Source organism: Rhodococcus sp. Leaf233 (assembly GCF_001426165.1).
Lineage (GTDB): Bacteria > Actinomycetota > Actinomycetes > Mycobacteriales > Mycobacteriaceae > Rhodococcoides > Rhodococcoides fascians.
In genome coordinates, this window is record NZ_LMRO01000010.1 from 293,496 (window position 1) to 314,618 (window position 21,123).

Genomic DNA, 21,123 nt, shown 5'->3' on the forward strand with positions numbered 1-21,123 from the left:
CGTGACCTATTGGTCCGTGTCGACGACGTCGACTCGGATGCCGCGACCACCGATTCCGGAGACGAGAGTGCGCAGCGCCGTAGCGGTGCGACCACCGCGTCCGATGACCTTGCCCAGGTCGTCGGGGTGCACGTGAACTTCCACGGTGCGTCCACGACGGCCGGTGATCATCTCGACGCGAACGTCATCGGGATTGGCGACGATGCCGCGAACGAGATGTTCGACGGCATCGGCGACAACGGCACTCACTTCTCAGCAGCCTCGGCGGCCGGCGCGTTTGCCGTCTCGGTTGCTGCAGCGTCGGTGGTGTCCGCGGCAGCGGAATCGTCCGACTTCGGTGCCTTCTTCTTCTTGGCGGTGGTGGCCTCGCCCTGGGGCTCGGAATCCGCCTGCGCCAGCGCAGCGTTGAAGAGGTCGAGCTTGGACGGCTTGGGCTCGGCGACGCGGAGGGTGCCCTCGGTGCCGGGTAGGCCCTTGAACTTCTGCCAGTCGCCGGTGATCTTCAGCAGTGCCTCGACGGGCTCGGTCGGCTGCGCGCCGACGCCCAGCCAGTACTGCGCACGCTCGGAGTTGATCTCGATGACGCTGGGGTCCTGCTTGGGCTCGTACGTCCCGATGGTCTCGATTGCACGGCCGTTACGGCGGGTGCGGGCGTCGGAAATGACGACGCGGTAATGCGGGGTGCGGATCTTGCCGATACGCATGAGCTTGATCTTGACGGCCATGTTCTGGTGAAGCCTTTCGAGGAGTGGTCACTGCGCAATTCAGCGGTTCGCACGGCATGCGAACCCGGTTTTGCGTTGGAGTTGTCGTGACCGCCGCGCGGTACGTAACCGGAGACGGGCGAACAGCGGTCCATTCTGCCAGACGACCACCCGATACCCTCAATCGCCCGGTCAGGCCAGCAGAATCACCAAAGCCGGAAAGGTGTTGTTGACGGAGTGAGCCGTGGTCGACGCGACGATCGAGCCACTTCTCATTCTCGCGATGCCGATGGCGAGTCCTCCCCACAGCAGGACGACGAAGCGCCACCATTCTCGGTGCCAGATCGCGAACATCACCGCCGTGATCACCAGGACCACCCAGCGGTTGCCCAGCCACGCCATCGGCATGGGTCGAGTGCGCTTTTCGAGAGCTCCCCACAACATGCCGCGGAACATCGTTTCTTCGCAGATCGGTGCGCCGATCCAAATCCACACGGCGAAAACGACTTTCCACCCCACGGCGATGTCTGCCATACCGCCCAGCGGTGCCTGATCCTGAAAATCGATACGCGAGAGCAGCACGAGTGCGAGCAGCACTCCACCGACGAGGGCGACTCCGCCCCAGGCCAGACCCGATCGGATATGACCGACGAGTTCGTGAACGGATCTCGGTAGCCCGAAGTCGACGACGGGGCCGTTGCCCCTCGACATCGTCACCGCCACCGCCAGTCCTGCGGCGAGCAGGCTCGGGATCATGATCCCCACGACGAACAGCGGCGAGGACTCCGAGGACACGACCAGGCCGAGGAGCAGGAACCCGGCAAGATTGAGGCCGAGCACGAGGGCGGCCGCCGGCAGTCCCCACCGTTGGCCGGGTCTGCGCTCCTCGGCCGCTGCTTCGGCACGCCAGTAGGTCTCGGACAGTCCCGAGCCCTGCTGTTGCACGTGATTCATCGGTGCCATTCCCGCCCAGCTGGGCCGGTTCACGTCGAATTCCCCCGCGCCTCCTGGTGTGCGGCCGAACTGGTCGGCATCGAATCGGTCCGGGCCTTGCCGCGGATCAACCATCGACGTATCCCGATCCACTCGCGGCGCGTCCACGACGATCGGTCACGCGGCCGCGCAGAATCACCAGCTCGGGGTTGGACAACACGTCCGCTCCCCCGCGCGGGTCGTCGGAGTACACGACGAGATCGGCGGGCGCACCGTGCTCGAGCCCGCCTCGCCCCAGCCACGACCGGGCGTCCCAGCAAGCAGCACCGAGCGCGTCGGTCGGTGACAATCCGACGCGTCCCAGAGCGTCCACCTCGTCGGCGATGCGGCCGTGCGCGATGGATCCGCCGGCGTCGGTTCCGGCGAAGATCGGGATACCTGCGTCGTGGGCACGGCCGACGGTATCGCCGACTCGCGCATGCAACGCGCGCATGTGCCGGGCGTAGACCGGGTAGCGGGTGGCCGAGTCCGCGATGCCGGGAAAGGTCTCGATGTTGATCAACGTCGGCACCAACGCTGTCCCGTGCTCGACCATCATCTCGATGGTCTCGTCGGTCAGGCCGGTGCCGTGTTCGATGCAGTCGATGCCTGCCGCGATCAGTCCGGGGAGCGCGTCTTCCCCGAAGACGTGCGCGGTGACGCGTGCCCCTTCCGCATGGGCCGCGGCAATGGCGTCGACGAGGATCGCGTCGTTCCAGAGGGGCCGGAGGTCTCCCACCGAGCGGTCGATCCAGTCACCGACGAGCTTGACCCACCCGTCGCCGAATCGCGCTTGTTGCGCCACCGCCTCGGGAAGTTGTAATTCGTCCTCGATGTCGATCGCCAGGCCAGGGATGTATCGCTTCGGGGAGGCGATGTGCCGCCCCGCCCTGATGATGCGTGGCAGATCGTCGTGGTCGTCCAACGCCCGCGTGTCGACCGGAGATCCCGCGTCACGCAGCAGCAGAGCCCCGACGCCTCGTTCGGTCTCGGCCTGCGCGATCGACCCGGCCAGGTCGGTGTGTCCTCCGCCGTACTCGATGCCGACATGACAGTGCGCGTCGACGAGCCCGGGCAGTATCCACCCGCCGTCGTGGATGAAGTCGGCATCGGCGATGGGCTCCGTGGACAGGACGCCGCCGTCGATCCACAGGTCGATCGGGGACTCGTCCGGCAGCCCGCGTCCCCGCACCCGCAATGCCGACACCGCAGGCCCGCTTACTTCTTCGGCAGCTTCAGCTGCGAGAGATCGATTCCCTCGAGTCCCGGCGGCAATTGATCGAGGCCCTTGGGCATCGACGACAGGTCGGGCATTCCGGCAGGCATTCCACCCGGCATTCCGGGGAACCCGCCGCGGATCTTCGGCTGTGTGGGCCCGCGAGCACCCTTCTTGCCTTTCTTGCCCTTCTTGTTGTTGCGCACCTGCTTTCGCGCACCCGGCATGCCCATCCGACCGGCCATCGCCGACATCATCTTGCGTGCCTCGAAGAACCGATCGACCAATTGGTTGACGTCGGAGACCTTCACGCCCGAGCCGTTCGCGATCCGCAGTCGTCGGGAGGCATTGATGATCTTCGGGTCGGTGCGCTCCTGCGGCGTCATGCCGCGAATGATCGCCTGCACCCGGTCGAGCTGCTTCTCGTCGACATTGGCCAGTTCTTTCATCTGGCCCGCGCCGGGCAACATTCCCAACAGATTTCCGATGGGCCCCATCTTGCGGACGGCCATCATCTGCTCGAGGAAGTCGTCGAGCGTGAGCTGGCCGGAGCCGATCTTGTTGGCGGTGGCCTCGGCCTGCTCGGCGTCGAAGTGCTGCTCGGCCTGCTCGATGAGGCTGAGCACGTCGCCCATGCCGAGGATGCGACTGGCCATGCGGTCGGGGTGGAAGACGTCGAAATCTTCGAGCTTCTCGCCGGTCGACGCGAACATGATGGGCTGCCCGGTCACCTCGCGCACGCTCAGTGCTGCGCCGCCGCGGGCATCGCCGTCGAGCTTGGTCAGCACGACACCGGTGAAGCCGACTCCGTCGCGGAACGCCTCGGCGGTGCTGACGGCGTCCTGGCCGACCATGGCGTCGAGAACGAACAAGGTTTCGTCCGGCTCGACCGCGTCGCGAATCCCGGCGGCCTGGCTCATCAGCTCGGTGTCGATACCGAGACGGCCTGCGGTGTCGACGATGACCACGTCGTACTGCTTGCTGCGAGCCTCGGCCACTCCGGCGCGGGCCACCTCGACCGGGTCCGCGGCCGACACGCCGAGCGCGTTCTCGCCACCGCCGATGGACGTGCCCGGGTGCGGGGCGAAGACTGCCGCGCCTGCCCGTTCGCCGACGATCTGGAGCTGGCTGACGGCACCGGGACGTTGCAGGTCACAGGCGACGAGAAGCGGGGTGTGACCCTGACCCTTCAGCCACTTGGCGAGCTTGCCCGCCAAAGTCGTCTTACCGGAACCCTGCAGGCCGGCCAGCATGATGACGGTGGGCGGGTTCTTGGCGAACACCAGTCTGCGTGTTTCGCCGCCGAGGATGCCGACCAGTTCCTCGTTGACGATCTTGACGACCTGCTGAGCCGGGTTGAGTGCGCCCGATACTTCGGCACCCTTGGCGCGGACCTTGATGCGGTTGATGAACTCCCGCACGACGGGCAACGCCACGTCCGCCTCGAGCAGGGCCAGTCGGATCTCGCGGGCTGTGGCGTCGATATCCGCACCGGACAGTCGACCTTTGCCACGCAGGTCCTTGAGAGTCCCGGTCAACCTGTCGGAAAGGGATTCGAACACCGATTGCACTCCTGAGCTAGCCGATCACCGAAAACGAGCCGAGTCCGGCACTGTCACCAGACCGAGTCCGGCGTTGTCACCAGACTAACGCCAGCCCACCTTATCCTCGCTCAGGGCGTCGGGCAGTGAGTCCGTTCGGTGCGGTGCGACCGGTCAGGCCTTGCTTGCCGAATCGCTCCACGTCACAGCGACGCCGCGGGTGGAGAGCCACTGTGCGGGATCGACTTTGACGCCGGCGGGATCGTGCACCTCGAAATGCAGGTGCGGGCCGGTCGACTGACCGCGATTGCCCACAGTTGCGATCTGTTCTCCGGCTGTGACCCGCTGACCGGGCTGCACCGAGAAGTCGTTGACGTGTCCGTAGATGGTCTCGGTGCCGTCGTCGTGCAGAACCTTGACCCAGAGCCCGAAACCGGACGCCGGTCCCGCATCGGACACCGTGCCGTCGGCTGCAGCGTAGATGGGCGTGCCGATCGGGGCGGCGATGTCCAGCCCGCTGTGCTGAGTGCCCCACCGCGAACCGAAGTTCGACGTCAACACTCCGGCGACGGGCTGGACCGTCGCCTTCTTCAACGAACGCAAACTCTCGAGCGGCGACGCCGGCCCGGCACCCGTTCCACCGAGTCCGACGTCGTCGAGCCACTGCTGGGCCGCGGCGTCCACCTCGGGGCCGAGAGCGGCGAGCGGTCCCGGAGTCGGTGCCTGTGTCGAGGCGTCCGACGGGACTGCCGAAGGATCGGTCTGTGGGGCCGGAGCCAAGTCCGGTGCGGCCTGCGGCGGCGCACCGAAAGGCGGCGCGAATTGCGGCAACTCGAACTGTGGTGGCACGAACTGCGGTGGCACGAACTGGGGCAGCTCGAATCCGGCAGGCAGCACACCCTCCGGGACGGCGAAGGGGAATCCGGCCGCGGGCGGTTCCGGGACGGGTGCCGCGCCTGCGGTGCCCGCGCCCATGGTGGTCGCGCCGACGACGATGGCGCCGGTTGCGGCGACGATGGTGGCCGCACGCCTGCCGGTGTCCTGAACTTCCTCCGCGGCGCGATGCTTGCCACCGGGCGTACCCGATGCCGTCTCGGCCGGTACGTAGATGTTCGACCGTCGGTGTGATCCCACAGTGCGCGCCTCTCGAAATGTCAGAATTGGAGCCTGCAGGAACGACGAGACGTTCGAGCAGCGGAGCCGGCAGTTCGGCCCGAAGGGCCTGCTGCGTCAGGTGACGAACATAACAAATCGGTCTCGGGGGTAAACCCATCGGCCGGAAGTTCGTGAAATGTCACCACGGCATGTCGGTTTCCGACGAACTTCCGACCAACGGTCAAGTGCCCTCGGGCTTTTCCGGGGGTTTGGGCGGTTCCGGCGATGGCACGACGGCGAGGAGCGCGCGTTCGAGATCCTCGCGCACAGCCCGACTGTCCGCGCCGGCCAAGTCGATGCAGAAGGAATCGACCACAGAACTACCCAGCGTCGATACCCGCGCCCAGCGAATATCGAATCCCTGCTGCTCGATTGCGCTCGCCAATCGACACAGCAGGCCGAGGCGGTCCTCGGCTCGCAGTTCGAGCACGACCTGACCCGGTTCGTTGTCGTCGAACCACAGCACCCGAGGCGGAGCCTGGGCGTACAGGACCGGCACAGCCGAATCCTCGCCGTCCTCGTCCGAGGTCTCGACGCGGGCGTCTCGTTCCTTCGCGTCGAGTACGGCGACCAGGTCGAGCTCGCCCGCCTGCGCACGGATGATCTCCTGCCGGATCAACCCCGCCTGCGGCGGGGCACCGAACAACGGTGCGACATCGAACGAGTTGATCGCCGAACCGTCGTGACTGCCGAGCGAGGCCGACAGCACCCGCAAGGAATGCAGTGCCAGCACTCCGGCCGCGTCGGACAGCAGTCCTGGAGTGTCGGGTGCAACCACGGTCACGACGAAGGTGTGCAGACCGTCGGTGGGCGTGATGTCGACGTGCACTCCCCCGCGCGAGGCCAACTCGATGTGCGCCGGGTCGAGCGGATCCGGCGACGGCAGAGTCTCTCCCGCCATCACCAGCCGACAACGACGAACGAGTTCACGGATCAGCGACGCCTTCCAGTCCCCCCACACGCCGGGTCCGGTCGCGAGAGAGTCCGCCTCGGCGAGCGCATGCAGAAGCTCCAGCAGAACGGTGTCCGCACCGAGCGCATCCACGACGGTCTGCACGGTTGCCGGGTCGTCCAGATCGCGCCGGGTGGCAGTCTCCGGCAGCAGGAGGTGATAGCGGACCATTGCCGTCAGCAGGGCCACGTCGGAGGGCCACAAGCCGAGCCGGTTACCGATCTGAACGGCGAGATCGGCACCGACGACGCTGTGGTCGCCGCCGCGTCCCTTTCCGATGTCGTGGACGAGCGCGCCGAGCACCAGCAGATCGGGACGAGCGACACGTGTGGTCAATGCACTTGCGTACGCGGCAGTTTCGACCAGGTGTCGATCCACCGTCCAGGTGTGCACCGCATCTCGAGGCGGCAGATCTCGAACCGCACCCCATTCCGGAATCAGCCTGCCCCACAATCCAGTTCGATCGAGCGCCTCGATGGCCGCGATGGCCTTGCGGCCGGATCCCAGCAGCACCAACAGATCGTTGAGTGCTTCCTTGGGCCACGGCTCACGGAGTTCGGGGGCGCTGTCGGACAGGCGGTTGAGCGTGGAGGCAGACATCGGCATGCCGGTCTGAGCCGACGCTGCCGCAACCCGCATGATCAGACCCGGATCCTTGTTCGGTCGTGCGTCGCGTGCCAGCACCACCTCACCCGCGTGCTCGACGACTCCCTCGTCCAGCGGACGGCGAACGGGTACGCGACGTAGACGCGAAAGACCGCGTCGTGGAAGCGAATTGCCGGCGGTACGCAAACCCACATCGACGGAGTAGCTGATGGTGCGTGCCGAATCGCTGAGCACACGAGCGAGATCGAACCGATCGCCGATGCGAAGCGCAGCACCGATCTCGTCGGCGTCCTGCGCACGCAGCTGATCTCGGGCACGACCGGCCACCCGGTGCAGTTCGGTACGCACGTCGAGAAGTCGCCCGTGCGCGAATGCCAAACCGCCGCCGGGTGATTCGGGTCCCAACCCGGGCATGCCATCGGTCAATTGAGCAATCGACAGGGCGTCGAGCAGTTGCACGTCGCGCAGCCCGCCGCGGCCGCTCTTGAGGTCGGGTTCGGCACGGTGTGCGATCTCGCCGCTTCGTGCCCAGCGCCCCTGAGTCTGGCCGATCAGCTCGTCGAAGCGACCGCGAATTCCGGTGCGCCACTGCCGACGTATGCCACCGATCAACAGGTTGCTCAATTCCACGTCACCGGCGATGTGTCGTGCTTCGAGCATGCCGAGTGCCGCGGTCATGTCCGCCGCGGCAACCTGCAGGGCCTGCGGCACGGTACGCACACTGTGATCGAGCTTGATGTGGGCGTCCCACAACGGATACCAGAGCTTGTCGGCGACGTCGGCCACGATGCGGGGGTCGAGATCGTCGTGCAACAGAATCAAGTCCAGGTCGGAGTACGGCAGCAGTTCGCGACGCGCCAGACCTCCTACTGCGACTATCGCGAAACCGGAATCCGGCTTCACGCCCAGTTCTGCGCCCTTGGTGGTCAGCCAGAACTCGTGAAGATCGACGAGCGCCTGCCTGAGCGAGGGCGCATCGAGTCGGCGGTTGCGGGTGCCGCCGTCGAGCAGTTGCTTTCTGGCCCGAGCGAGATCCGCAGCTGCATCGCTCGTGCCCTTCGATGCGGAGCCCGTAGAGACCGAAGGCCCCGGTTCTGGCGCGCGTGCGCCAGAACCGGGGCCCCCGGACCGAGACCCTGTGGGGTCAGAGCGCATCGGCGCCACGTTCTCCGGTACGGACTCGGATGACCGAATCCACCGGGGAAACCCACACTTTGCCGTCCCCGATCTTGCCGGTGCGGGCTGCTTCGACGATGACCTCGACGACCTTCTCCACTGCGGCGTCGTCGACGACTACCTCGACACGCACCTTCGGAACGAAATCGACCGAGTACTCCGCACCTCGGTAGACCTCGGTGTGGCCCTTCTGGCGGCCGTAGCCCTGAACCTCACTGACGGTCATTCCGAGCACGCCGGCCTGTTCCAGCCCCGTCTTGACGTCCTCCAGGGTGAACGGTTTGACGATTGCCGTGATCAGCTTCATTTTTGCTTCCCTTCACAAGACCTCGAGTGCCCGTTGTCGTACGGTGCAGCGTTCATCTCTATCTCTACCTTGTCAGGCGAAATCATATGCAGTCTCGGCGTGCTCGGCCTCGTCGATGCCGTTCGCCTCTTCCTCGTCCGTCACGCGCCAGCCCAGCGGCTTCAGAGCGAAGGCGATGACCGCGGTCACGATTGCCGTGAAGATCAATGCGAACAACGCGATGACGATCTGCACGACGAGCTGCTTGTAGTCACCACCGTAGAACAGGCCGGTCTCGGATCCGAGGAAGCCGATTCCGATGGTGCCCCACAGGCCTGCGACCAGGTGGACGCCGACGACGTCGAGCGAGTCGTCGTAGCCGAACTTGAACTTCAGTCCGACGGCGAGAGCCGACAGCACGCCGGCGATGACGCCGAGGATCATGGCTCCGACCGGGGTGAGCGCACCGGCGGCCGGGGTGATGGCGACCAGACCTGCGACGATGCCCGATGCGGCACCGAGGCTGGTTGCGTGTCCGTCGCGGATGCGCTCGGTGATGAGCCAGCCTGCGATGGCCGCTGCGGTGGCCGCGGTGGTGTTGACCCAGGCCACGCCTGCGATGCCGTCGGCGGCGAATGCCGAACCGGCGTTGAATCCGAACCAGCCGAACCACAGCAGCGCTGCGCCGAGCATGACGAACGGGAGGTTGTGCGGACGGTAGGCGACCTTGCCGAATCCGGCTCGCTTGCCGATGATGATCGCCAGGATCAGGCCTGCGATACCGGCGTTGATGTGCACGACGGTTCCACCGGCGAAGTCGATCGGTGCGACGTTGGCGACGGTGTCACCGTCGTCGTTGACCATCGTTCCGAAAATCTTTGCAGCCAAGCCCTTCTCGGAGCCCGACAGCAGTCCACCGCCCCAGACCATGTGTGCCAGCGGGAAGTACGCGAGGGTGACCCAGATTCCTGCGAAGGCGAGCCAGGTGCCGTACTTGACTCGACCGGCGATCGAGCCGCTGATCAGGGCGACCGTGATGATGGCGAACGTGACCTGGAACGCTACGTCGATGACGTTGGCGTAACCCCATGCGCCGGCGATGTAGTTGCCGTCCGCGTCGGTGATCGAATCCTTGAGTCCGAAGAACTCGAACGGGTTGGCGAAGACACCGCCGATGTCCTGGGTGCCGTAGGACATCGACCATCCCCACAGGAAGTAGATGATCGAGACGACGGCCATAGCTCCGAACGACATCATCATCATGTTCAACACGGACTTCGACTGCGACATACCGCCGTAGAAGAACGCCAAGCCCGGCGTCATCAGCAGTACCAGCGATGCTGCCATCAGCATCCACGCGGCGTTGCCGGAGTTGGCCAACATATCCTCGGGACTCACGTACACCCTCCATTCTCCTGCACACCGGTTGGCGCGCCGTTACGCAAGAAGAGTGGTTTCACGAAGTTTCATCCGTGACACTCGGGTGTTTCGGGCATGTGAACGCATGACCGAATTCTGTTGCTAAAAGGTTTCGTGCTGGCGTTTGTGCTTTTTACCCGGTTCGCCGGAGCCCGGCGAGGTCGATCAACCGAGCAGTGCGTCGACGAACGCCCCTGGCTCGAACGGAGCCAGATCGTCGGCACCTTCGCCGAGACCGACGAGCTTGACGGGTACCCCGAGTTCCCGCTGTACCTGAAAAACGATGCCGCCCTTCGCGGTTCCGTCGAGCTTGGTCAGCACGACACCGGTGATGTCCACAATCTCGGCGAAGACGCGCGCCTGAGTCAGTCCGTTCTGGCCGACCGTCGCATCCAGAACGAGCAGCACGTCGTCGACGTGGGCCCGCTTCTCGATGACGCGCTTGACCTTGCTCAGCTCGTCCATCAGACCGGACTTCGTATGCAGGCGACCTGCGGTGTCGACCAGCACCACGTCGACTCCGTTCTCGATTCCCTTGCTCACCGCGTCGAAGGCAACGGCGGCCGGGTCGGCGGCTTCCTTACCGCGCACCACTTCGGCACCGACTCGCTCGGCCCAGGTCTGCAGCTGATCCGCGGCAGCAGCGCGGAACGTGTCGGCCGCACCGAGGAGCACTCGCCGGCCGTCCGCGACCAGGACACGGGCGAGCTTGCCGGTGGTCGTGGTCTTGCCGGTGCCGTTGACTCCGACGACCAACAACACCGCAGGCGCGCCGTCGTGCGGAAGCGCGCGAATCGAACGATCGAACTCCGGATGCAGTTGCGCCACCAGAATTTCCCGCAGCAGGGCTCGCGCATCGGCTTCGGTACGAATACTGCGAGCTGCCATCTGCTCGCGCAGCGTGCGCATGATCTCCGTCGTCGTGGCCGAGCCGATGTCGGCGATCAGCAGCGTGTCCTCGACTTCTTCCCAGGAGTCCTCGTCCAGGTCTCCGCCGCCGAGCAATCCGAGCAGGGACTTGCCCACCGCGGACTGGGAACGAGCCAGACGTCCACGAAGACGGTCCAACCGACCTTCGGTCGGATCGATGGTGTCCAGTCGAGGAGCAGGTGCCTCGGCGTCCGGGGCGGGTTCCGGCACCGCAGGCGCGGTGGGCTCGGCCGGCTCGGCGGGCTCGACAACCGGCACCTGAGGCTCGACGACCGGAACCTCGGGGTCGAGGACCTCCGGCTCGTCCCGAGTGTGGGTGGGTGGCACCGGCGTCGGCTCGACCGGGAAGGTCTCGACAGGCTTCGGGGCAGGCGGGACGGGCTTCGGGGCAGGCGGGACGGGCTCGGCGGTCGCAGTGCCCTGACTGAACGAGAAACCGCTGCCGGCGGTGTAGCCACCGGATCTGTCCTTGGTGGCCGCGTCCTCGATTCGGGCGGCCTCGTCCGACTTGAGGGACACTCTCCGGCGACGGGACAGAACGAACCCGGCGACGAGGACGACGAGCAGGACGGCAGCGATCGCCGCGACGATGATCCACGCTTGATTACTCACGTGACCATCCTCTCAGGTGGTCACGACCGAGCGCATCGGTGGTGCATCGCCGAAATGGACTGTCCGCCGTCCGGGTCGTGTCGATAGCATCGTCGCCATGACGTGGACCGCGGTGCGCGACGCCGACCAACTGACCGCCATGTTCGGCGAACCCAGCTTTCGGGCGGCCAACAAGGATCGCCGGACCCTGCATCCACTCGACGTGCACTGGCTCGCGGCCTCGCCTTTCTGCCTGATGGGAACCTCGGACGCGAGCGGGCGGTGCGACGTCTCCCCCAAGGGTGATCCGCCCGGCAGCCTGGTCCACGTCGTCGACGAGGCCACGATCGCACTGGCCGAACGGCCCGGTAATCGTCGAATGGACGGCTACCGCAACATTCTCGAGAATCCGTTCGTCGGCCTGAACTTCTTCGTGCCGGGGCGCGGCGACACCCTGCGCATCAACGGTCGCGCGTCGCTGGTGACCGACGCACCGTTCTTCGACGAACTGCAGGTCAAGGGCCACCGACCCATCATGTGCCTCGTCGTCGACATCGAGCAGGTGTTCCACCACTGCGCCAAGGCATTCATGCGGTCCAAGTTGTGGCAGCCGGACACGTGGGATGCGGACTCCATTCCCGATGTCGCGTCCTTGACGAAAGCGTTGATTCCGCAGGCACCCGAAACGGTGGAAGAACTCCGCGAGTACTACGGGCCCTCCTACGCCGAGCAGCTCTACCCCGAGAAGTAGCGCAGCCTCACGTCGCGGAATCGGTGTCGCTGGGCACCGACACGTCCGGTTCGGCGGCCTCGACGGCAGGTTCGACTGCATCGACGGCGACGCGCTCGCGATTGAGCCGCTGCGAGATGACGGTGGTGATGCCGTCACCGCGCATACTGACGCCGTAGAGGGCGTCGGCCACTTCCATCGTCGGCTTCTGGTGCGTGATGACGATCAGTTGCGACTTCTCGCGGAGTTGCTCGAACAAACCGATGAGTCGCCGCAGGTTGGTGTCGTCCAGCGCTGCTTCGACCTCGTCCATCACGTAGAACGGCGACGGTCGAGCACGGAAGATCGCCACGAGCATCGCAACGGCCGTCAGCGACTTCTCGCCGCCGGACAGCAGCGACAGCCGCTTGACCTTCTTGCCGGGCGGCCGTGCTTCCACTTCGATTCCGGTGGTGAGCATGTCCGACGGGTCGGTCAGAATCAGCCGTCCCTCGCCCCCGGGGAACAGTTTGGCGAAGACACCGGTGAATTCACGCTCGACGTCCAGCCAGGCCTCGGTGAACACCTGCAGGATGCGGTCGTCCACGTCGGCGACGACCCCGAGCAGGTCCTTGCGCGCGGACTTGACGTCCTCGAGCTGGGTGGACAGAAAGTTGTATCGCTCTTCCAGTGCCGCGAACTCTTCCAGAGCCAGCGGGTTCACCTTGCCGAGCGTGGCCAGATCCCGTTCGGCGCGTTTGACACGCGCCTGCTGAGTGGCGCGGTCGAACGGCATCGGGGCGGGTGCCACCACCTGCTCACCGCGTTCCTTGGCCGCCTCGTACTCGGCCATTTCGAGTTCGGTCGGAGGCAGCGGGACGTCGGGGCCGTATTCCGCCACCAGATCGTCGAGCCCGATCCCGTGCTGTTCGAGAATGGTCGTCTCGAGTTGCTCGATGCGCAGAGCGGCCTGGGCACGCGCCACCTCGTCGCGGTGCACCGCGTCGGTGATCGAGGCCAACTGTCCCTGCAGTGCCCGAACCTGCTCCTTCACCGTGTCGAGTTCGGCTGTGCGCGTTGTCCGTTCGGCCGAGAGCTCGTCGCGCCGTCGTGCGGCAGCAGCGACGACCGCCCCGAGACGAGTCGCGAGCTCTTCACCCGACTCCGCCACTGCGGCAGCGACCGCGGCAGCATGACGCCGAGCCGCGCTCTCCCTCTCGGCCCTGGCTCTGGCCTCCCGCTCGGCTCGCGCCGCCCGGCGTAGCGAATCTGCCCGTCCCCGGACCGACTGCGCACGCTCCTCCGCGGTGCGCACGTTCAGCCGAGCTTCGACTTCCACGGCGCGAACCTCGGTGAGCGCGGCCGCCGCCATTTCACGCTCCATCGTGGTGGCCGCGTCGCCGCTCTCACCGTCTCCCACGAACCCGGATTGTTCGTCCTCGGCGGATCGCAGGCTGTCTTCGAGCTCGGCCAGCCGAGCGACCGCTTCCTCGCGACTCGTCTCTGCCGAATCACGCTGCGTCGTCAACCGTGCCGACTCGGCATGAGCAGACCGCGCCAATTGACCGAGCCTGCCCAGCTGCTCGTACACAGCTGCCATAGCGGCATCGGATTCGTTGAGGGCAGCCAGAGCCTGCTCCGCCGATTCACGTCGGTCGCGCTGTTCCGCGAGTGCACCAGAGAGCGCAGCATCGAGTTCCTCGGCCCTTCGCACGGCCGCAGCCAGCTCGACGGTCGAGGTGTCGATGGCGGATTGCACTTCGAGCGTGCTGGGCCGTCGGTCCGATCCTCCGGTCACCCACCCGGGTTCTACGACGTCGCCGTCCTTGGTCACCGCGCGCAGTCGGCCGTTGTCGGAGACGAGTCGGTGCGCGGTGTCGAGCGAGTCGACGGCAACCACGCCGTCGAGCAATGCCGTCATGGCACCGGCCAGGCGGTCCGGGTAGTCGATGAGATCGAGCACCCACCGCGCGCCATCAGGAAGTTCGGGACGTGAGAGTGGTTGCACTGCAACGGAACTGCTGTGCACTATGGCTGCGCGACCACCGTCCGCGGCGCGGAGCGCCAGGACTGCATCGCGGGCAGCGGCGAAGGACTCTGCATGGGCAGCGTCGGCCGCCGGTCCCATCGCGACTGCGACCGCGATCTCGTATCCCGGCTCGACCGTCAGGTGCCCGGCCAGCAGTCCCGACAGTCCGTCCTGTTCGTTCTCCACCAACCAGCCGGCACCGTCTTTTCGTTCGAGGCCCATCGTCAGCGCCTCGATCCTCGCTTCGAAGGACGCCACCCGCTTACCCGCGGTGCGTTCCTCTGCCTGCAATTCCGAGACACGCGCATCGGCATGACGTAGCGCAGCCACTGCGCGCTCGTAGTGGGTGTCCAAGCTCAGTTCGCTGGCGTCGAGGGTACCGATCTGGTCCTGCACGCTCTCGAACTCGCGCTGGGCCGCCTCGCCCCGTTCACGGGCCTCGTCGATGGCCACCGACAGGCGTGCCACCTCGGCGTCGATAGATTCGACCTTGGTCCGGAAGGTATCGACCCGCCCGGACAAGCGTGCAAAGCCCTCCCTGCGATCGGCCACCGCACGCACGGCCGCCAGGTGCGCCCGTTCCGCAGCCGCAGCCGCCGACTCTCGTTCGGCCAACTGTTCGCGGGCCGCCTCGAGGGTTTCCCGCGCCATCTCCACGGCTTCGACGAGTTCCATCTCTTCTTCGGCAACCCGCTCGGCCTGTGCCTCCAGCTCGTCGGGGTCCTGCCCTCGGCCGGCGCTCTGCACGGAGTCGAGGTGCCGGGCCCGCTCGTGCGCGATGCGAACAGTCGCGTTGACTCGTTCGGCCAGCGCGGAAAGTCGAAACCACGTCTGCCCGGCTGCTTCGGCGCTGGGCGTCAGGCGAGCGACGGCTTGCTCGTGTTCGGCGAGGGCTACGGTCCCCGCCTCGAGGGCGTCCTGCACCATCGCATACTGCTCGCGAGCCGCTTCCTCGTCCTGCGTCTGGTTGGCGAATTCTTCTCGCCTGGCCACCAAATCGTCTGCCGCCAGCCGGAGGCGAGCGTCGCGCAGGTCTGCCTGCACCGTCTGCGCTCGACGTGCGACCTCGGCCTGCCGACCCAACGGCTTGAGTTGCCGACGCAGTTCGGTCGTCAGATCGTTCAGTCGCGCGAGATTGGCCTGCATCGCGTCGAGTTTGCGGACCGCCTTTTCCTTGCGTTTGCGGTGCTTGAGAACGCCGGCAGCTTCCTCGATGAATGCTCGCCGGTCCTCCGGGCGGGATTCGAGAATCGCCGCCAGCCGGCCCTGCCCGACGATCACGTGCATCTCGCGCCCGATACCGGAGTCGCTCAGCAGCTCCTGGACGTCCATCAAACGGCAGGAGCTTCCGTTGATTTCGTACTCGCCCGCACCATCGCGAAACATGCGGCGGGTGATCGATACCTCGGAGTAGTCGATCGGCAGCGCTCCGTCGGAGTTGTCGATCGTCAGCGTCACCTCGGCCCGACCCAGCGGCGCTCGACCCGAGGTTCCCGCGAAGATGACGTCTTCCATCTTGCCGCCGCGCAGGGCTTTGGCACCCTGCTCGCCCATCACCCAGGTCAGAGCGTCCACGACATTCGATTTACCGGAGCCGTTCGGTCCGACCACGCAGGTGATACCGGGCTCGAATCGAAGAGTCGTCGCCGAAGCGAAGGACTTGAAGCCCTTGAGCGTCAGACTCTTCAGATACATAGCGTCCGTACTTTACCGGCCAGGTGCCCACCCGCGCGCCCAGCCTCCGGTAGTGCAGGTCAGCGCTCGACGAAACCGCTCAGATCACCGCGGGCCGACCCCCAACTCTCGACGACGAGCGTCACCGTGCCGGGGGTTCCACCGCCGCGTAGCAGTTCGAGAAGCGCGTCGAGACGATCGCGCGGTCCCTCGGCGATCACCAGCACCCGTCCGTCGGCGTGGTTGGTCGCATGACCGACGAGACCGAGTTCGAGAGCACGCGATCGAGTCCACCACCGAAACCCGACGCCCTGCACCAGGCCGTGCACCCACGCCGTCAGACGCTCGTCGTTCATGCCGGGCTCAACTCTCGGACGGATCCGTCGAAACTCGTTGCGTACAACGACGTCGGGTCGAATCCCACCCCGCCGAACGCGACCGCGGATGTCAGCGGCACACCTGTCGCCACGGCACACGACGACCCCGACGTCGGGTCGATGCGAATAACTCGTCCCGCGAGATTCTGTGCGAGATAGATCATTCCGTCGACACCCACGGTCAGGTCGTCCGACATGGTGAGTGGTCCGAATCCGTCGACGCGAACACGCGAGACCGAACCGGACGGATCCTGCTCGTCGAGGACGTACACGACGGGCTCGACATCGAACGTGTTGCCCACGTAGATCTTTCCGCGCGCAATCGCAATCCCGTTGGCAGACCCCAGATCCGTACGTACCGTCGACACGGTGCGATCGGTCGCGATCCGGCTCAGGCCTGCAGCGACACCCAGATTACGGGTGGTGAAGAGATCACCCGTCTCCGATCTCGCCAGTCCGTTGGGCATCGCCAGGCCCGACGCGTACGTCGAGCGACCACCGGTATCGAGATCGAGCGCGTCGATCGTTCCGGTCGAGGAATCGAAAAGTCCTGCGGCCGCACTGTTTCCGGTGGTGAAGTACAGGGTGTCTCCGTCCCGCACCAAGCCGCCGGGTGACTCGACGCCCGACACCAGAGTGCCCCGGTCTCCGTTCGGCGCGACGCTACGTAGAGCACCCGGTCCGATCGGCGACGTCTCGGAAACGATCATCGAGCCGCGGCCGTCGAACTCCAGATTCTCGAGCATCCCGAATCCCGACGCCACTGTGCTCACCGACCACGGAGTACACGCACTCGACGCCTGTGCGGCCGGGGCCGCGGCGATCGACGCGCCGCAGAGCAACGCCGCGGTGAGGATCGCCCGAGACTTCATCAGGCGTCCACGTCGATGTCCAGGTTGATCGTCGTTCCGGCCTTCAAGGTCCGCCCGACCGTGCACACCTTGTCGATGGCACGCTCGACGACGGTCAGCAGGCGTTGCTGCGCCTCGGGGTCCATCGCGCTGAGGTCGACTCGAAGGATCTCGTTCAACTCGGGATAGAGCTCGTTCTCGCGGTCGGCGGCCCCGGACACCTCGACGGTGGCGGAGTAGTCGTCACCGAGTCGACGAGAGAGCGGGACGTCGGAGCTCATGCCCGTGCACGCCGCGAGGGCGATCTTGAGCAGCTCCCCCGGAGTGAAAACACCCTCGACCGATTCGGACCCGATGAGCACCTCGGCTCCCCGCGAACTGCGACCGGTGTATCGACGTGTGCCTGTGCGCTCGACCCAGAGGTTGGTCGGCGTGCTCTGTTCTGCCATGACCGAAATACTAGGCGGGCGGTTCAGGAGTGGAGCCTGCGGAATGAGGTCAGGTCCGGAGGTGTCGCGGCCGCGGCTGGCAGGTGGGGCAGCTGAACGAGGAGCGGTTCATGAATTTTTCGCGCCGGATCGGTGCGCCGCACCTCGAACAGGGCAGTCCTTCCTGCCCGTAGGCATCGAGCGACCTGTCGAAGTAGCCGGACTGCCCGTTGACGTTGACGTACAGCGCATCGAAGGAGGTTCCGCCTTGAGCGAGGGCCTCCCCCATCACCGCGTGGACCCCGGTCAGCAGACGCCGCAGCGCGGGACGCGTCAGTGTTTCTGCGATTCGATTGCCGTGAATCTTCGCGCGCCACAACGCTTCGTCTGCGTATATGTTGCCGACACCGGACAGCACGGTCTGGTCGAGCAGTGCCCGCTTGATCTCGGTGTGCTTGCCGCGCAACACGTTCACCACCGATTCGGCATCGAACAGTGGGTCGATAGGATCGCGGGCGATGTGCGCGACCGGTTCGGGTACCTGGGTCCCGTTCACCGTCACGATCGGAGCGAGTGCCCAACCGCCGAAGGTCCGTTGGTCGACGAAGCGGAGGTCGCTACCGTCGTCCAGGCGAGCTCGAATTCTCAGGTGCTTCTCGTCCGGGGCAGTGGGAGGCTGCACGAGCATCTGCCCGCTCATACCCAGGTGGACGACGGTCGCGAAATCGCCGGGTGCCATCACCAGCCACAGATACTTGCCACGCCGCTGGGCCGAAGCGATGCGCTGGCCCCGCAATTGGCCGATCAGATCGAGGCCGCCGAGGTCGTGTCGCCGCACGGCGCGAGGATGTAGCACCTCCACCGAGCGCACCGTCTTGCCGACCACGTGGGATTCCAGGCCGAGCCGGACCACCTCGACCTCAGGCAGTTCGGGCATCAGGAAGAGTCGGATGCGGAGTCGGCAACGACAGGAGTCTCATTGTCCGACAACGAGTTCCACGCCGTGCTGGCAGCCTTCTGCTCGGCTTCCTTCTTCGACCGGCCCACCCCGACGCCGCGCGGGAATCCGCCGACGAGCACAGTGGCCGTGAATTCCTTGTCGTGGTCGGGTCCGGTCGACGAGATCTCGTACGCGGGGACACCCAATGCACGTTCCGCAGTCAACTCCTGCAGGCTGGTCTTCCAATCCAGACCCGCACCGAGCTTGGGAGCCCGATCGAGCAAGCCGGCGAACAGTGTCAGAACCACGGTGCGGGCAACATCGATTCCGTGTTGCAAGTGGATGGCACCCAGCAAGGACTCCATACCGTCGGCCAAGATGCTGGGCTTGTCGCGCCCGCCGGTCTGCTCTTCGCCCTTACCCAGCAACAGATGACGACCGAGGCCGCCGTCACCGAGATCACGAGCCACCTCGGCGAGCGCATGCATGTTGACCACACTGGCTCTGATCTTTGCCAGCTGTCCTTCGGACTTGGTGGGGTGCACCGCGTACAGGTGCTCGGTGACCGCCAAGCCGAGCACGGAGTCGCCCAAGAACTCGAGCCGTTCGTTGGTCGGCAGACCACCGTGCTCGTAGGCGAACGACCGGTGCGTCAGAGCCAGCGTCAACAAGGGTTCGGACAGAGAAACACCGATAGCGGCGAGGAGCGACTCTCGGTCGTCCCCGCCGCTGACGGCAGTGGAGCTATTGTTCTGTGGCCCGCCGTTGTGTCGGTCCACTACTTCGTTTGTCACCTGAGCGGGAATCAGACCGCTGCGACGACCTGGCGGCCCTTGTAGGTACCGCACGAAGGGCACGCGATGTGGGGCAGCGTCTTCTCGCCGCAACCACGGTTGGGGCACGTCACGAGGGTGGGCGCAGTGGTTTTCCACTGTGCACGACGCGACCTCGTGTTGGAACGCGACATTTTGCGCTTCGGGACAGCCACTTACTTCTCCTCGGCTTCGTTGTTCACAAGTTCTGTGCTCGGTTCTGGATCCACGCCAAATTTGGCTGCAAGTCCAGCCCAGCGAGGATCAATTGTATCGTGACTGTGGCCGGATTCAGCAATCGCCAGGCGAACGCCGCATTCTGGGCACAATCCCTCGCACTCGTCACTGCAGACGGGGTGGAGTGGAAGCTCCAGACCGACCGCGTCGACGATGACGGGTTCGAGATCTATCAGGTCGTCGACGATGCGGTGAATCTCGTCCGCATCCGTCGTCTCCTCGGTGATGCTGTTCGGGTAAGCGAACAGCTCGGTGAGGTAGACGTCGACATTGCCAGTGACCGGGTCGAGGCAGCGCGTGCACTCACCGGCCGTGGCAGCTCGCACGGAACCGGTGACGAGAACGCCCTCGGATACCGCCTGCAACTGCAGATCGAGCGAGACCGGTACACCGGCTTCGATGGCGATGGCATCGAGGCCGATTCGGGAAGGAGCCGGAACCGTCCGCTCGATGGTTTTCGTCGACCCGGGTCGACGACCGAGGTTGAGAATGTCCAGAACGAATCCTGCGTCCAGTTCGGGACGCGTCGTTCTCTTGGGCGGGGGCACGGCTGATCTTCCTTACTGTCGGTGTGCCTACTGTCGGTAAGCAACCACACAACGATACGCATCTGCGCATACGTGAGCAAATCATGACGGGTCAGTGCCGACTACGACGTCCCTGGTCTGCACTTCCGTAGGAGGTGTCACCGTACGGTTCGTTGCCGTAGTCCGGGACGCCCGAGCCGGTGCGCAGCTGCTGCCGACCGCGACCCACCGACCGAATGGTGCCGCTGAGGAACTCCTCGAACTCTGCAAGCTTGGTGTCGACGTAGACGTCGCACTCGCTGCGCATCCGATCGGATTCGGCGTGTGCGCTGTCGATCACCCGAGCCGACTCGGCGTGGGCCGCCTGAACGACCTCCGTCTCCGAGACGAGCCGGTTCTGTTCGGCGGTGCCGTCTGCGACCGACCGCTCGTACGACGCCGTACCGGACTCGATCATCCGATCGGCCTCGGTGCGAGCGCGAACGGTCAGCGCCTCGTACTCACGCTGGCCTTCGAGAACCGTTCGCTCGGCCTCGGCTTCGGCATCGGCCACGAGCTGATCGGCATGCGCCGACGCTTCGGACACCATGCGATCGGCCTGGGCTTTGGCGTCGGCGAGAATGCGGTCCGCCGAGTCGCGTGCGTTCTCCACCGTGTCCTGAGCTTCGGCGTTCGCACTGGTGACGGTCTTCTCCGCCGTCGCCCGCGCGTCACCCACCAGCTTGTCGCGATGATCCAACACGTCCTGCGCATCGTCGAGCTCGCCGGGTATGGCGTCACGTACGTCGTCGAGCAATTCCAGGACATCGCCGCGAGGGACGACGCACCCGGCAGTCATCGGAACGCCGCGCGCCTCCTCGACAATGGCGACGAGCTCGTCGAGCGCCTCGAATACGCGGTACACCGGTTACCCCAATCGTCGAATCTGCCACCGCGAACGCATCTGCTCCGCAGACGACACCCACAGTTCTTCGCTGTTCAGTCTGCCCGC

General features: G+C 65.8%; 20 protein-coding genes. 1 reads left to right on the plus strand and 19 read right to left on the minus strand.

Annotation, left to right across the window (positions count from 1 at the left end; translation table 11 throughout):
* Positions 1-6: 6 nt before the first annotated feature.
* From ASH04_RS17020 to ftsY, 10 genes are all read right to left on the minus strand, one after another.
* Positions 7-249 (minus strand): RNA-binding protein, encoded by a 243-nt coding sequence (locus ASH04_RS17020; protein WP_027496687.1) that lies wholly within the window; start codon positions 247-249, stop codon positions 7-9.
* Positions 246-725, minus strand: a complete 480-nt coding sequence (gene rpsP / locus ASH04_RS17025) for a 30S ribosomal protein S16 (RefSeq protein ID WP_032372627.1) — start codon at positions 723-725, stop codon at positions 246-248. The genes ASH04_RS17020 and rpsP overlap by 4 nt, the downstream gene beginning before the upstream one ends.
* Before the next feature lie 171 nt (positions 726-896).
* Positions 897-1,772 carry a CPBP family intramembrane glutamic endopeptidase gene (locus ASH04_RS17030; RefSeq protein WP_080731228.1) on the minus strand — a complete coding sequence of 292 codons (876 nt, stop codon included), beginning with the start codon at positions 1,770-1,772 and terminating at the stop codon, positions 897-899.
* Positions 1,765-2,883, minus strand: a complete 1,119-nt coding sequence (locus ASH04_RS17035) for an amidohydrolase family protein (protein ID WP_032372628.1) — start codon at positions 2,881-2,883, stop codon at positions 1,765-1,767. The genes ASH04_RS17030 and ASH04_RS17035 overlap by 8 nt, the downstream gene beginning before the upstream one ends.
* 11 nt (positions 2,884-2,894) lie before the next feature.
* Positions 2,895-4,454 carry a signal recognition particle protein gene (gene ffh, locus ASH04_RS17040; RefSeq protein WP_032366589.1) on the minus strand — a complete coding sequence of 520 codons (1,560 nt, stop codon included), beginning with the start codon at positions 4,452-4,454 and terminating at the stop codon, positions 2,895-2,897.
* 153 nt (positions 4,455-4,607) lie between these two features.
* Positions 4,608-5,543 (minus strand): M23 family metallopeptidase, encoded by a 936-nt coding sequence (locus ASH04_RS17045; protein WP_426376071.1) that lies wholly within the window; start codon positions 5,541-5,543, stop codon positions 4,608-4,610.
* A 226-nt stretch (positions 5,544-5,769) separates the two neighbouring features.
* Positions 5,770-8,301 (minus strand): [protein-PII] uridylyltransferase, encoded by a 2,532-nt coding sequence (locus tag ASH04_RS17050; protein ID WP_027496681.1) that lies wholly within the window; start codon positions 8,299-8,301, stop codon positions 5,770-5,772.
* Positions 8,291-8,629 carry a P-II family nitrogen regulator gene (locus ASH04_RS17055; RefSeq protein WP_019664269.1) on the minus strand — a complete coding sequence of 113 codons (339 nt, stop codon included), beginning with the start codon at positions 8,627-8,629 and terminating at the stop codon, positions 8,291-8,293. Before ASH04_RS17055 ends, ASH04_RS17050 begins: the two co-directional genes overlap by 11 nt.
* 72 nt (positions 8,630-8,701) lie before the next feature.
* Positions 8,702-10,006 carry an ammonium transporter gene (locus tag ASH04_RS17060; RefSeq protein ID WP_373453891.1) on the minus strand — a complete coding sequence of 435 codons (1,305 nt, stop codon included), beginning with the start codon at positions 10,004-10,006 and terminating at the stop codon, positions 8,702-8,704.
* A 186-nt stretch (positions 10,007-10,192) separates the two neighbouring features.
* Positions 10,193-11,569 (minus strand): signal recognition particle-docking protein FtsY, encoded by a 1,377-nt coding sequence (gene ftsY / locus ASH04_RS17065; RefSeq protein ID WP_032400565.1) that lies wholly within the window; start codon positions 11,567-11,569, stop codon positions 10,193-10,195.
* 97 nt (positions 11,570-11,666) lie between these two features.
* Between ftsY and ASH04_RS17070 the strand changes: the two genes are divergently transcribed.
* Positions 11,667-12,299: an MSMEG_1061 family FMN-dependent PPOX-type flavoprotein gene (locus tag ASH04_RS17070; RefSeq protein WP_032383417.1), complete on the plus strand. Its 633-nt coding sequence runs from the start codon at positions 11,667-11,669 to the stop codon at positions 12,297-12,299.
* 7 nt (positions 12,300-12,306) lie between these two features.
* Here the strand turns inward: ASH04_RS17070 and smc are convergent, their stop codons facing one another.
* The 9 genes from smc to ASH04_RS17110 form a co-directional block, all read right to left on the minus strand.
* A complete protein-coding gene (gene smc, locus ASH04_RS17075; protein ID WP_057474106.1) occupies positions 12,307-15,981 on the minus strand; it encodes a chromosome segregation protein SMC in 3,675 nt (1,224 codons plus the stop codon).
* Between the two features lie 59 nt (positions 15,982-16,040).
* Positions 16,041-16,316 carry an acylphosphatase gene (locus tag ASH04_RS17080; protein ID WP_027496676.1) on the minus strand — a complete coding sequence of 92 codons (276 nt, stop codon included), beginning with the start codon at positions 16,314-16,316 and terminating at the stop codon, positions 16,041-16,043.
* Positions 16,313-17,209: an SMP-30/gluconolactonase/LRE family protein gene (locus ASH04_RS17085; protein WP_057474107.1), complete on the minus strand. Its 897-nt coding sequence runs from the start codon at positions 17,207-17,209 to the stop codon at positions 16,313-16,315. The genes ASH04_RS17080 and ASH04_RS17085 overlap by 4 nt, the downstream gene beginning before the upstream one ends.
* The gene (locus ASH04_RS17090) at positions 17,209-17,637 is read right to left on the minus strand and encodes an OsmC family protein (protein ID WP_027496674.1); all 429 of its coding nucleotides are present in this window, start codon (positions 17,635-17,637) and stop codon (positions 17,209-17,211) included. Before ASH04_RS17090 ends, ASH04_RS17085 begins: the two co-directional genes overlap by 1 nt.
* Before the next feature lie 49 nt (positions 17,638-17,686).
* Positions 17,687-18,553 (minus strand): bifunctional DNA-formamidopyrimidine glycosylase/DNA-(apurinic or apyrimidinic site) lyase, encoded by an 867-nt coding sequence (mutM, locus tag ASH04_RS17095; protein ID WP_045841863.1) that lies wholly within the window; start codon positions 18,551-18,553, stop codon positions 17,687-17,689.
* The gene (rnc, locus tag ASH04_RS17100) at positions 18,553-19,335 is read right to left on the minus strand and encodes a ribonuclease III (protein WP_027496672.1); all 783 of its coding nucleotides are present in this window, start codon (positions 19,333-19,335) and stop codon (positions 18,553-18,555) included. Before rnc ends, mutM begins: the two co-directional genes overlap by 1 nt.
* A gap of 26 nt (positions 19,336-19,361) precedes the next feature.
* Positions 19,362-19,544 (minus strand): 50S ribosomal protein L32, encoded by a 183-nt coding sequence (gene rpmF / locus ASH04_RS26215; RefSeq protein WP_032397784.1) that lies wholly within the window; start codon positions 19,542-19,544, stop codon positions 19,362-19,364.
* Positions 19,545-20,153 (minus strand): YceD family protein, encoded by a 609-nt coding sequence (locus tag ASH04_RS17105; RefSeq protein ID WP_027496671.1) that lies wholly within the window; start codon positions 20,151-20,153, stop codon positions 19,545-19,547. It lies immediately after the preceding gene.
* 91 nt (positions 20,154-20,244) lie between these two features.
* The gene (locus tag ASH04_RS17110) at positions 20,245-21,036 is read right to left on the minus strand and encodes a DivIVA domain-containing protein (RefSeq protein ID WP_045841865.1); all 792 of its coding nucleotides are present in this window, start codon (positions 21,034-21,036) and stop codon (positions 20,245-20,247) included.
* Positions 21,037-21,123 lie beyond the last annotated feature (87 nt).